This is a genomic window from Yersinia aleksiciae (genome assembly GCF_001047675.1).
In the GTDB taxonomy this organism is placed as follows: Bacteria; Pseudomonadota; Gammaproteobacteria; order Enterobacterales; family Enterobacteriaceae; genus Yersinia; species Yersinia aleksiciae.
Genome location: NZ_CP011975.1, coordinates 374,287 through 387,786, shown reverse-complemented (window position 1 = coordinate 387,786; position 13,500 = coordinate 374,287). Strand labels below are relative to the sequence as shown.

Sequence of the window (13,500 nt, the reverse complement as noted above, 5' to 3'; positions counted from 1 at the left end):
GGGATTTTCAAATATAAATATAAGAAATGGATGATATTTTAAAAAAGTTTTTTAGGGTAAATAAAAAATAAAAAAATGTAACCAACTGAAAACAAGCTATAACTACAAAAGGGTGTTTATGGAAAATAGTGGGAAACTAACAGACATTTCCTAGTTTAAATTAATGTTATATAATGGATAATTATCAAAAATGATTATGTGAGTATATTTTGACCAACTCAATAGCGTCATAGTGTATAAGCTCACAATGCACTTAAGCGCTGCGAATATGAGTAGTTCGCTATTGGTAGCTGTAAAGCCAAGGGCGGTAGCGTTGCTAAAATAATTAATTAATTTGATTATTATTTCAATATGAATAGTAGCTATTCTCATTTGAAACATGGCACTAATTAGTTCGCAACTGTATGGTGATTAAGGATATATGATGCTACTTCCAGTAATTATGGCTGGTGGAACAGGCAGTCGCTTGTGGCCGATGTCAAGAGAACTTTATCCTAAGCAATTTTTACGCTTGCACGGGGTGAATTCGATGCTTCAGGAGACAGTGAATCGTTTAGAGGGAATTTCCGTCAGAGAACCGGTTGTGATTTGCAATGAAGAACATCGTTTCTTGGTCGCAGAGCAGTTAAGACAAATTAACAAATTATCGCATAATATTATTCTGGAACCCGTTGGACGTAACACTGCTCCCGCCATAGCCCTAGCTGCGCTAAATGCTATCTCCCAAGGCGATGACCCAATAATGTTGGTGTTGGCAGCCGATCATATTATTAATAACTGCGACGCCTTCCACCAGGCTATTGCCCGCGCTATCCCATTTGCTAAAAAAGACTGTTTGGTCACTTTCGGAATTGTGCCGACAGGCCCGGAAACCGGTTATGGTTACATTCAGCGAGGTGATGCGACCGTTACTGATATTTCTGAAGCTTTTAAAGTTAAGCGCTTTGTTGAAAAACCTAATTTAGATACTGCAGAACAATACATCAATTCAGGGGAGTACTACTGGAACAGTGGTATGTTTATGTTCCGCGCCAAACGGTATATACAAGAGCTGGAAAAATTCAGACCAGATATTCTTGATGCTTGCAAAGCAGCAATCAAAGATTCGGATTCAGATAAAGACTTCATCACTATTGATAAAGATCGATTCAGCGCTTGCCCGGATGAGTCAATTGATTATGCCGTAATGGAGCAAACCAGCAATGCCGTTGTTGTGCCACTTGATGCGGGCTGGAGTGATGTTGGTTCCTGGTCCGCATTATGGGATGTCAGCAAGAAAGATAACTCGGGCAATGCCGTAACGGGTGACATATTCTTACACGATACACAGAATTGCTATATCAATACTGATGAAAAATTAGTAGCTGCGGTGGGTGTAGATAATTTAGTTATTGTCAGTACTAAAGATGCAGTATTGGTAGTCGATAAATCGAAAGTGCAAGATGTTAAAAAGATTGTTGAACACCTTAAACAAACTAAGCGTAGTGAATACCGCCGCCACAGAGAAACCTACCGGCCTTGGGGTCGTTGTGACATCGTGGTTAATGAACAGCGTTTCAATGTCAACCGAATTACTGTTAAGCCCGGTGGCGCGTTCTCTATGCAGATGCATCATCATCGTGCAGAACATTGGATTGTGTTATCGGGTACGGCAAAAGTAACGATTGGGGACAAAACATTCTTAATCACAGAAAACCAGTCTACATTCATTCCTATTGGTTCTCTTCATATGCTAGAAAATCCAGGTAAAATTCCACTTGAATTGATTGAAGTTCAGTCAGGATCTTACTTGGGTGATGACGATATTATTAGAATTAAAGACCATTACGGCCGTTGCTGATTTAGAGGAAACAATGAATACCTTAACATGTTTTAAAGCTTACGATATCCGTGGTCAATTAGGTTCAGAATTGAATGAAGATATTGCTTACCGTATTGGCCGGGCTTTTGGTGAATATTTAAAACCTAAAACTATTGTTGTCGGTGGCGATGTCCGCTTAACCAGTGAATCATTAAAGATGGCATTAGCAGAAGGACTAATGGACTCTGGCAGTGATGTCCTAGATATTGGTCTAAGTGGAACAGAGGAAATTTATTTCGCCACTTTTCACCTAGGAGTTGATGGTGGTATCGAAGTAACTGCCAGCCATAATCCAATGAACTATAATGGCATGAAGCTGGTGCGGGAAGATGCAAAACCTATTAGTGGTGATACGGGGTTACGTGATATCCAAAAACTTGCTGAAGTAAATGACTTCTCTACACCAGACCCCCGTAAAAGAGGACGTTATAAGAAGATCTCGATTCTCAATGAGTACGTTGATCACTTAATGGGCTATGTTGACTTTAAAAACTTTACTCGCCCTTTGAAGTTGGCAATAAATTCTGGTAATGGTGCTGCCGGACATGTTATTGATGAAATTGAAAAGCGTTTTTCTGCTGCACATGTTCCTGTCGAATTCATAAAAGTTCACCATCAGCCTGATGGCAATTTCCCCAATGGTATTCCTAATCCCTTATTACCTGAATGTCGTGCAGATACTGCAAAATCTGTTGTTGAATCAGACGCAGACATGGGAATTGCATTTGATGGTGATTTCGATAGATGCTTCTTCTTCGATGAGAATGGGCAATTTATTGAAGGGTATTATATTGTTGGTCTGTTAGCTGAAGCTTTTCTAAAAAAAGAGCCTGGTGCAAAAATCATTCATGATCCTAGATTGACGTGGAATACGATAGATATCGTCGAAAAAGCGGGTGGTATTCCTGTTATGTCGAAAACAGGACATGCGTTTATTAAGGAAAGAATGCGAAAAGAAGATGCCGTATATGGTGGAGAAATGAGTGCACACCACTATTTTAGAGATTTTTCATATTGTGATAGCGGCATGATTCCTTGGTTGTTAGTGGCCGAATTACTTTGCGTCAAAAATATGTCTTTAAGCCAACTTGTCGGCGACCGAATGAAAGCATTTCCTGCCTCAGGTGAGATTAACCGTAAATTAACTGATGCTAGAGGTTGTATTGCTAAGATTAGGGCTATTTACGAACCCGATGCCGAGTATGTCGATCTTACTGATGGCATCAGTATTGAGTACAGTGACTGGCGGTTCAATTTAAGGACGTCGAATACAGAACCGGTAGTACGTTTGAATATTGAGTCTTTAGGTGACGAGGTCTTAATGAATAATAAAACTAAAGAGATGTTAGAATTATTGGTTGGGGAATAATAGTGAAAGAGATGTTATTGGCGATCTATCGTTATAGAGGGTACATAATCGGTTCTGCAAGACGAGAGTTTCAATCTAGATACCAATCCAGTATTCTAGGTTCTCTTTGGCTTGTTATACAGCTATTATCACTAATACTTGTATATACAATGGTTTTCTCCACAATAATGAAAGCTAAATTGCCAGGTAATCCAAGTAGTATTGTATATGGTATTTATCTATGTTCCGGGATAATACTATTGAACTTATTTTCCGAAGTGATCACAAAAAGTGTGACAGTTTTTCTACGTAATGCAAATATAATGAAAAATAAATTTCCAAAAAATATTCTTATCGTCAATAATATTAGTAACAAGTGCTGTTAATTTTGCCCTGATATAATTTATATTCTTAATCTTTCTTATGCTGTCTAATAGTTTACATGGATTTTTTATATTATATATAGTTCCAGTAACAGTAATAATGTTTTTATTCTTCGTTAGTTTTGGAATGATTATTGCTGTGCTAAATTTTTTTTCGAGATGTTGGGCAATTTATAATCGTAGTGCTAAAATTTTGGTTTTGGCTCACGCCTATAGTTTACCCTATATCTATATTGCCTTTATGGGTGAGAAACATCATTCACTATCATCCATTAACCGGCTTGGTTATTTCAGCACAAAAAATATTTGTCTCAGGTGAAATTCCATTATTAAGTAATCTACTTCCATCAATAATAGCTAAAGTGATACTTTCCATACTGGGTTTAAGTTTATTTAGAAAGTATAGTAAAGATATTGTAGACGAATTATGATTAGTTCAGTATCAGTCAAAAACTTAGGCAAAGCTTATAAGCAGTATCCGATAAAGCTAAGTCGGCTTAAAGAGTGGATTCTCCCAAATAAATATCATACTCTCAAATGGGTTCTTAGAAATGTTGATTTTAATATTAATCCAGGTGAGTCAGTCGGTATAAATGGTGCGGGAAAAAGCACTTTATTAAAATTAATTACAGCCACGACATCTTCAACTGAAGGGAATGTAATAATTAGAGGTCGTGTAGCTGCTCTTTTAGAACTAGGAATGGGATTTCATCCAGATTTTACCGGTAGACAAAATGTTTTTATTTCAGACCAACTTCTTGGATTAAGTGTTTCCGAAATTGAAAAGTTAATGCCTGAAATAATAGAATTTTCTGAAATCGGGGACTACATTGATCCGGCCATTAGAGTATATTCAAGCGGCATGCAAGTAAGGCTTGCATTTAGTGTTGCTACGGCAATAAGTACCGATGTACTTATAATTGATGAGGCTCTCTCTGTTGGTGATGCGTATTTCCAACATAAAAGTTTTGAGCGGATTAAGGAATTTAAGAGGCAAGACACAACCCTACTTATTGTTTCTCATGATAAGCAAGCGATTCAAAATATTTGTGATAAAGTTATTTTGCTTGCCAAAGGTGAAAAAATAATGGAAGGAGACCCTGAGATGGTCCTCGATTACAACAATGAATTACTGTCTGAAAATAGTCAAAACGTGACTGCATCACAAAATATTTATAATGGAAGTGTTCAGACTATTTCTGGAAATGGTGACGCTATATTTAAAGAGGTAAATATTCTTGACATTTATGGTAAGCCAATAGAAGTTATTTCAGTTGGTCAGCGCATCGTTCTAAATATTGTGCTAGATGCGAAACAAGACTTGAAAGATCTTTGTGTTAGCTACTTAATAAAGAATAGATTAGGTGAGGAGATTTTTGGCACGAATACTTATTACTATTCGAATGTAATAGATAAAGTTATCGCGGGTGAAACTATACGTTATAAATTTACATTTGATGCCAATATTGGCGAGGGTAACTATTCTATTTCTGTTGCTGCTCATATGGGACATAACCATTTAAGTAAAAATTATGAATGGAAATATCTAGCATTTATATTTTCTGTTGTTAACACATATAAAAATATTTTTGTTGGTTCTTCTTGGATACCCCCAATCGTTGAGTATAGCAAATAATGGCAAATTTCTATCGTGCATTTGAAGATAAGTATAGAGGTTCACAAGCTTCAATTAAGCTTAGGTTAAGAACGTATTCTCCTTTAATTAAAAAAATGAAAGAAGAGTATGGAAGCGTCAATTCTCTAGATCTTGGCTGCGGTCGAGGGGAGTGGATGTCACTACTCACTGAGCTAGGCGTTGAAACACTTGGTATTGATTTGGATGACTCAATGCTTAGTGAGTGTAGAATTAGAGATCTTACTGTTGAAAATGCAGATATAATTTCTTTTTTACAAGCTTGTGGAACAGATAGCTATCATATCATAACAGCTTTTCATATTGTAGAGCATCTAGCATTCGACGATTTATGCACTGTCATTGATAATGCTATTCGTGTACTCAAACCGGGTGGAGTTCTCATTTTAGAAACACCCAATCCAGAAAATTTAATAGTAGGAACAAATAATTTCTATCTTGACCCTACTCATAACAAACCTATACCTGCTCTTTTACTGAGCTTTATCTGTGGATACTATGGGCTGGAGAATAATTATATTATGAGATTGCAGCATCCAGAAGGATTACTGGAAAAGAAAAATTATGGCTTACATGATGTTATAACAGGGGTTAGTTTTGATTATGCGGTAATTGCACAAAAGAAAGATCAAAACTCTGTAGATCTTGATATAAATAAGATCTTAGGAGACAAAGCAGGATATAATTTAGAGGTGTTATCCCGTCTTTATGATAAAAGAATTGAGTCAAAATTTGAAGAGTTAAATAATAAAATACAAAGTATTTCATCAGAAGTTAGGCTTATAAGTGAAAGAAGAAAGCATGAAATATCCATGTTAGAAAAGAGGGTGGAACTTATATATAGTAGCAGGTCATGGAAATATACAGCACCATTAAGAGTTATGTCATCAACTATAAAAAATATAAGATCTAACAATTCAAATAAGCCAAAAAATAAAAATAGCTTACTCAAATTAAAATTTATTAATTTTAAAGAGAATAAGGTTATAGTAAACGCATACCTATTGTTAAATAAATTAAGCCCCAAAAGTGCGAGTTTTCTAAAGAATAAATTCAATGAACTTGTGTTTGACAGACAATTAAAAAAAATATTGGAAGCTCAGACTGTAAAGAGTAAATCAGTAAATAATGATAAGTCAGATGAATCAATTAAGAACTTAAATAAACTTAATCATTTTGAATTAGTTGCTGCGGCTAACCATCAAAATATGATATCGACGGATCATTACCTTAATTATATTAAAGATGTTATTAACTCAGATGGATTTCAACATTTAGAACTTAGTCTTCCTTTAGGAACAGATGCTTGGATTTTAAAAATCCAAGAGGCGTTATATCGTAAAGTATCTCTTAACGATATTTTCCCAGAAAATATTGTAGATGAAGCTGCCGCAACAGCACTATATATGGTTTTGTTAAAAAGAATGCCAGAAAATAAAATTATTATGAGTAAACCAGTTAAACATTTATGTATGCTGATACAGCAAAGTGAAGAATATAGAAAAGTTTCTGGAGATAATTTAAAAGAATGGTGTGATTTATGATTTATGTCAATATTACTAGTACATTCCAAAGTAAGCGTCGAACTGGAATTCAACGTGTTGTTGTAACTTTAAGTGAGCTATTTTCAGCTAATGATAATTATAAGTTTATTACATTTGATAATGAATCTTCAAGTTTTAAATTAATCGCTGGTTATGACACCATCAATCAAGCTATATATGATGATGAGTGTGAATTACGAACGCTAAAATATAGTGAATTAAAAGCAGGAGATGTTTTTTTTGATATTGATGCTGCATGGAGTGATGGTGTTAATAGAACGGTTCTTTATGAGAGTCTCAAAAAAAATGGCGTAAGGATATATAACTTACATTATGATAGTGTACCTATAGTAAACTCGGCATGGTCTCATAAAAATACAGTAATAAGTTACATCGAGGCATTCTATGCTAAGATTGCGTATAGCGATTATATATTCTCTATTTCTAATTTTGTCAAAACGGAAATTGATGATCTTAGTCAGACTTTTATTGGTGTATCTAAAGATGGGTCTGTTATCGATTTGGGGCCTTTGCCTGTACATGAGGAAATAGATACAAATAAGCTATCTAATATCAATAAAAAACTTGAACATGTGCTAAAGGATGAGTTTTTACTTGCTGTGGGTACTCTCGAACCAAGAAAGAATTATGAATTATTGCTTTCTTCATTCTTAAAAATAAATAATGGAAAAACAAATCTTGTTATAGTTGGCCACAAGGGTTGGAATATAGATGAATTTATAGAAGAACTAACGTCCCATCCTAGATACAATAAAGATATAATTTGGCTAAATGACGCGAGTGATGAAGAACTTGCACTTTTATATAAAAAATGTCGTGCTTATGTTACTACCTCTTTTTATGAAGGTTATGGTCTTCCTGCGATGGAGGCATTGTCTTTTGGGGCTGCAACCATTGTATCGAATGGCGGTGCGTTACCTGAAGTTGTCGGCCAGTCTGCATTTGTTTTTGACCTAAATAACACTGTAGAACTCGAGTCGGCGTTAGAAAATGTGATCCATTCGGCTTATTTTTATTCTGACTTAAAACGTAAGGCAGCAGATTTTAAATATACCTCTTGGAAAACAGTGGCTAATTCTATTACATCTAAAATAGATGAAATAGAAAATAATGTAATCAATTACTCTTTTGACGATAAGATAACCCAGGCTGTTTATATTTCTATAGATATAAATAAATTCAAGTTAAGCATTAAATCTCTAAAAGATAATATGAAGTTTATTGATGAGATTGTTGTTTTGACGAGTAAAGAATATGCTAAAGAGTTTGATTCTGAAATTGTTAATTTAGGTTTTTCTTCATACGTCCTTTGTGATGAGGATATTTTAGCTAGCAGTGCTAATGAGATATTTGACCATCAAGAAAGAAATACTATTTTAAGAAGGACCCTTTATAATCATTCGATTATAAAAAATAATTTTATCGCATCTGATGATGATTATATTGCTATTAATGAGATAGACGAAAGTTACTTCAGAGAAAATAATACTCATAACAGCTATTATTATTACAATTCACTTAAATCCTGGTTAGGTAGTTATCCAAATAGAAGTAGTTATGATAATGGCCTTTTAAAAACGGCCCAGCTATTGAAGTCATTTGGATTCCATACCAAAGCTTACTCATCACACATGCCTCAAGTTATCAATAAAAAGTTGGTGAATGAGATATATGGTAAGTATTTGAAAGATAAAAGAAATCAGGGTGTGGATGAATGGAGTACTTATTTCAATATTGCTAGTTTTTATTTCCCAAATAATTTTTCCTCTAAAGAGTATAAATGTTTCTCTTGGCCTGGAAACCCATCTGACTGGCCATGTGATGTGATTCCATCAGAATTTGATTTTCAAAATTACTATGATTCTCCAGAAAATGGTACCAATGAGATAATAAAAGGCTCTGATAAAATAATAGCATATAGAGAAGGTTTGGAAAAAGTTAGGTCTACTGAAATAGAAACAAAAGGTGAGATGGTTATGCCTTTATTTTTACTCATAGATAAAGAGAGATTTTTATTTTCAATGCCATCGTTTGCTCTAACCTCAGGACCGATACATCTCCGCCGAATTATTGTGTTGAATAAAACAAGTGAATGTTTTGAAATTGATATGACAGTGTTTGATTCGAACTTAACAGAGATTAGACGCGAACATTATAATAGTGTGGATAGCATTTGGTTCCCTCTATTTCCGCCAGAAATATCTGGTGTATACTCCATGGAGTGTAAGTTGCTCCAATCTGGTAAAGTGATAAATACAGCTTCGGTTGAATTATATGTCACACCTAATTAGAAATTAAAGGATAGATTCATGAAAGCGGTAGTAACTGGTATCACAGGCCAAGATGGCGCATATCTCGCTGAATTGTTACTTGAGAAGGGCTATAAAGTTTATGGGACCTACCGTCGTACAAGTTCTGTGAACTTCTGGCGTATTGAAGAATTAGGCATTGATAAACATCCTAATCTGCATTTGGTTGAATATGATCTAACGGATCTTTCTGCCAGTATTCGTTTGTTGCAAACTACACAAGCAACAGAAGTATACAATTTGGCTGCCCAAAGTTTTGTTGGTGTTTCTTTTGACCAGCCGGCAACAACAGCTGAAATTACAGGTATCGGCCCACTGAATTTATTAGAAGCAATCCGTATTGTTAATACTAAGATTCGTTTCTATCAAGCTTCTACTTCTGAAATGTTCGGTAAAGTTCAGGCGATACCACAAGTTGAAGATACTCCGTTCTACCCCCGTAGCCCTTATGGCGTCGCTAAACTGTACGCACACTGGATGACAATTAATTATCGTGAAAGCTACGGTATTTTTGGTTGCAGCGGTATTCTGTTTAATCATGAGTCTCCACTGCGCGGTCGTGAATTTGTAACTCGTAAAATTACTGACTCAGTCGCAAAAATTAAATTAGGCAAACTGGATATTCTGGAATTAGGGAATATGGATGCCAAACGTGACTGGGGTTTTGCGAAAGAGTATGTAGAAGGTATGTGGCGTATGCTGCAAGCAGATGTCCCTGATACTTTTGTTCTGGCTACCAATCGTACTGAAACAGTCCGTGATTTTGTTTCTATGGCATTCAAGGCTGCTGGTTTTAATTTGCGCTTTGAAGGTAAAGATGAAAATGAAGTTGGGATTGATTCAGCAACAGGGAAAACTTTAGTTAAAGTTAATCCTAAGTTTTATCGCCCAGCAGAAGTTGAATTGTTGATCGGCAATCCACAAAAAGCAAAAGATGTACTTGGTTGGGAACCAAAAACGACATTAGAAGAACTCTGTCAGATGATGGTAGAAGAGGATCTTCGCCGCAATCAACAAGGTTTCTCCTTCTAATGGTAATGAATGGCAAACGTGCCCTGATCACCGGCATCCAGGGATTTACGGGCCATTACATGGCAGCGGAGTTATCCGCTGCCGGTTACCGGGTATTTGGTTTAGGTTCACAGCCATCAAATGAGTCTGATTATTTTCAGGTAGATTTACTTGATGCTAACGGACTTATTGCTATTGTTGAGCAAGTGAGACCTCATATTGTTGTTCACCTTGCTGCAATCGCATTTGTCGGGCATGGTGATCCTGCCGCTCTTTATGATGTCAACCTAGTGGGGACCAGGAATTTATTGGCCGCTTTGAGTACTGTTGCCGATACTATCGACGCAGTTTTACTTGCTAGCAGTGCTAATGTTTATGGTAATACCCAAGCAGGTGTGTTGAGCGAAACAGCAGCAGTGAACCCTGCTAATGATTATGCAGTAAGCAAGTTAGCCATGGAGTATATGGCTAAGTTATGGTCTGATAAATTACCAATTATCATTGTTCGTCCCTTTAACTATACAGGTGTTGGGCAATCAGATAATTTCTTATTGCCTAAAATAGTTTCTCACTTCAAACGTAAAGCAGAAGGAATAGAGTTAGGCAATTTAGATGTGTGGCGTGATTTTACTGACGTAAGAGCGTTAGTAAAAGCCTATTTGGGCCTATTAACAGTCAAACCTATTGGTGAAACTGTTAATGTCTGTTCGGGAAGAACTTATTCATTACGTGAAGTCATTGGATTATGTGAAAATATAACCTCACACAGTCTATCGATTCATGTTAATCCAGCTTTTGTTCGTGCTAATGAAGTAAGAACCTTATGTGGTGATGCGAGTAAATTGCAAGGTATTGTTAATGGTTGGGATACTCCCCCATTGGAGCAGACATTACGTTGGATGTTGGAAAATAAATAATGAGAGTGGTATTTTCTACTGACGCTATCAAATATCCGTTGACCGGTATTGGCCGTTATACTTATGAATTAGCCCAAGAGTTGCAGAATAGTGATGAAATCTTAGACCTCTTATTCCTACAAGGCAGAAAAGTATCTCATGATTTACCTGCAGTCACGATGGGTTCGAATGCAACTTCAGGGTTAAAAAACGTTGTAAAAAAAAGTGCAGTTGCTAGTGAGTTATATCGTCTTGCGGCACCTTGGTTAAAAAGTTTGGCATTAGCACCGTATAAGAGTTTCATTTATCATAGTACTAACTTTTATTTACCTCCTCGAGTTGATAATGCTGTCGCTACCTTTCACGATCTTTCTATTTTCAAATGGCCCCAGTGCCATCCTGCGAATCGTGTCCGATATATGCAAAAAGAACTATTGCTCACGATAAAAAGAGCAAAAGTCCTAATTACTGACTCTGAGTTTACCCGCAAAGAATTAGCAGAGTATTTTGATTATCCTATAGAAAAAATCGTATCAGCCCCCTTAGCCAGTAGTGGTGATTTTTATCCTCGTGATTATGTAACCTTGCAAAGTTTAATGACAAAGTTAGGGCTCACTGCTGGTCAATATGCTTTATTTACTGGGACCATCGAACCAAGAAAGAATATTGCAACGTTGCTTGATGCCTATGAACGTCTTCCACTAGAGATGCGTACCAGATACCCTTTAGTAATCTGCGGTTTTTCCGGATGGAATAGTGAAGATTTACATCGCCGCTTTGAACTCGCAACGCAACAGGGCTGGTTATTATATCTTGGTTATTTGAATTCCGACGATCTTCCTTTGCTTTTTTCTGGTGCCAGAACATTTTTATTTCCTTCATTATATGAGGGGTTTGGATTACCTGTTCTTGAGGCGATGGCATCGGGTGTTCCTGTTGTCTGCTCTAATGCAGCTTCATTACCTGAAGTTTTAGGTGACTCAGGTTTGATGTGTGATGCGATGAATGTAGAAGGTCTAAGCACTGCAATTATTCAGAGTTTGGAAGATAAAGACTGGCGAAGTAATACAATAGCAGCAGGGCTCGCCAGAGCTAGTACCTTCTCATGGAAGCGGTGTGCTCAGGAAACAATTAAAGCCTATAAGCAGGTATAAAATTACAATGCTAAAAGTACTGCATTTCTATAAAACTTATTATCCAGATTCATTTGGTGGAATTGAGCAGGTTATTTTTCAATTATGCGAGGGCGGAAAGGCGCGAGGAATTGATTCAACGGTACTTTCTTTAAGTAAACGGGGCAGCATTGTTAATCAAAAAATAGGGTCGCATAGGGTATATTGTTCTCCGATAAATTTCGAAGTGTCCTCTACCCCTTTTTCGTTTCAGGCGCTGAAAGACTTTAAAAAGCTCGCTGAGCAGGCTGATATTATTCATTACCATTTTCCATTCCCTTTTATGGATATGGTCCATTTTATATCTGGTATAAAAAAACCTGCTGTTGTTAGTTACCATTCCGATATTGTAAAGCAGAAAAACATATTAAAAGTATATGCGCCACTAATGAATCGTTTTCTTAGTGATGTCTCTCATATTGTTGCTGCGTCCCCTAACTACGTGGCGACCAGTGCCACGCTGAAGAAGTTTGTTCATAAAGTTAGTGTTATTCCTTACGGTCTAGATGAGAAGTCCTATCCGATTCCAACAGCGGAGCGACTCGAATTCTGGAAGAGTAAATTTGGTCCACGCTTTTTTCTGTTTATAGGTGCTTTTCGTTATTATAAAGGTCTACATATTCTCATTGAGGCAGCTAAAAACTCAATTTATCCGATTGTAATTGTTGGTGCGGGGCCGATTGAGTCAGAATTAAAAAGGCAAGTTAAAGAGCTGCAGATTGAGAATATTTACTTTATGGGCGCTGTTTCTGATGAAGACAAAACAGCACTTTTAACTCTTTGTTATGCCGTGGTCTTTCCATCTCACTTACGTTCTGAAGCTTTTGGTATTACCCTATTAGAAGGGGCTATGTATGGTAAACCTTTAATTTCAAGTGAAATAGGGACCGGTACGACATTTATTAATATTGACCAACAGACAGGATTGGTTGTTCCGCCTTCGGATCCTAAAGCATTAAGATCCGCGATGGATAACTTATGGAGTAATGTTGAGTTATCTGAAGAGTATGGTCGTAATTCAAGAGAGCGCTATTTAAAATATTTTGCTTCTGAGAAAATGGTTTCAAGTTATATTGATTTATATAATGAAATAATTAACAGAAAAATTCAATGAAAGTACTATTCCTCCATAGAGTTATTTGCTAATTAGCATATTATCTGCTTGGCTATTATTGTTATTTACCGATGAATAAAATTCTTACTGTTATTTTAGGCATGTAGTTAGAAACATTCTGATGTAAGTTTTGATGTAGATGAAAATTTGCAGTTCAAGGTTGTTTCTCGAAGTATGCAGAGATATT

The 13,500-nt window shown here is 36.3% G+C and carries 9 protein-coding genes; all 9 read left to right on the top strand.

Annotation, left to right across the window (positions count from 1 at the left end; translation table 11 throughout):
• Nucleotides 1-424: 424 nt before the first annotated feature.
• The 9 genes from ACZ76_RS01930 to ACZ76_RS01890 all read left to right on the top strand — a co-directional run bounded on the left by ACZ76_RS01930 (nt 425) and on the right by ACZ76_RS01890 (nt 13,313).
• Nucleotides 425-1,840, top strand: coding sequence for a mannose-1-phosphate guanylyltransferase/mannose-6-phosphate isomerase (locus ACZ76_RS01930; protein ID WP_048616303.1), 1,416 nt, complete (start codon nt 425-427; stop codon nt 1,838-1,840).
• A gap of 13 nt (nt 1,841-1,853) precedes the next feature.
• Nucleotides 1,854-3,230, top strand: coding sequence for a phosphomannomutase CpsG (cpsG, locus tag ACZ76_RS01925; protein ID WP_048620155.1), 1,377 nt, complete (start codon nt 1,854-1,856; stop codon nt 3,228-3,230).
• A gap of 792 nt (nt 3,231-4,022) precedes the next feature.
• Complete coding sequence (locus tag ACZ76_RS01920) at nt 4,023-5,228, top strand: ABC transporter ATP-binding protein (RefSeq protein ID WP_048620154.1); 1,206 nt, start codon at nt 4,023-4,025, stop codon at nt 5,226-5,228.
• Nucleotides 5,228-6,790 carry a class I SAM-dependent methyltransferase gene (locus ACZ76_RS01915; RefSeq protein ID WP_048616302.1) on the top strand — a complete coding sequence of 521 codons (1,563 nt, stop codon included), beginning with the start codon at nt 5,228-5,230 and terminating at the stop codon, nt 6,788-6,790. The genes ACZ76_RS01920 and ACZ76_RS01915 overlap by 1 nt, the downstream gene beginning before the upstream one ends.
• Nucleotides 6,787-9,102 (top strand): glycosyltransferase family 4 protein, encoded by a 2,316-nt coding sequence (locus ACZ76_RS01910; RefSeq protein ID WP_048616300.1) that lies wholly within the window; start codon nt 6,787-6,789, stop codon nt 9,100-9,102. Before ACZ76_RS01915 ends, ACZ76_RS01910 begins: the two co-directional genes overlap by 4 nt.
• An 18-nt stretch (nt 9,103-9,120) precedes the next feature.
• A complete protein-coding gene (gene gmd / locus ACZ76_RS01905) occupies nt 9,121-10,152 on the top strand; it encodes a GDP-mannose 4,6-dehydratase (RefSeq protein WP_048616299.1) in 1,032 nt (343 codons plus the stop codon).
• A 5-nt stretch (nt 10,153-10,157) separates the two neighbouring features.
• The gene (locus tag ACZ76_RS01900; protein ID WP_390621181.1) at nt 10,158-11,048 is read left to right on the top strand and encodes a GDP-mannose 4,6-dehydratase; all 891 of its coding nucleotides are present in this window, start codon (nt 10,158-10,160) and stop codon (nt 11,046-11,048) included.
• Nucleotides 11,048-12,181, top strand: a complete 1,134-nt coding sequence (locus ACZ76_RS01895) for a glycosyltransferase family 4 protein (RefSeq protein WP_048616296.1) — start codon at nt 11,048-11,050, stop codon at nt 12,179-12,181. The genes ACZ76_RS01900 and ACZ76_RS01895 overlap by 1 nt, the downstream gene beginning before the upstream one ends.
• A gap of 7 nt (nt 12,182-12,188) precedes the next feature.
• Nucleotides 12,189-13,313, top strand: coding sequence for a glycosyltransferase family 4 protein (locus ACZ76_RS01890; protein ID WP_048616294.1), 1,125 nt, complete (start codon nt 12,189-12,191; stop codon nt 13,311-13,313).
• The last annotated feature ends 187 nt before the right edge of the window (nt 13,314-13,500 follow it).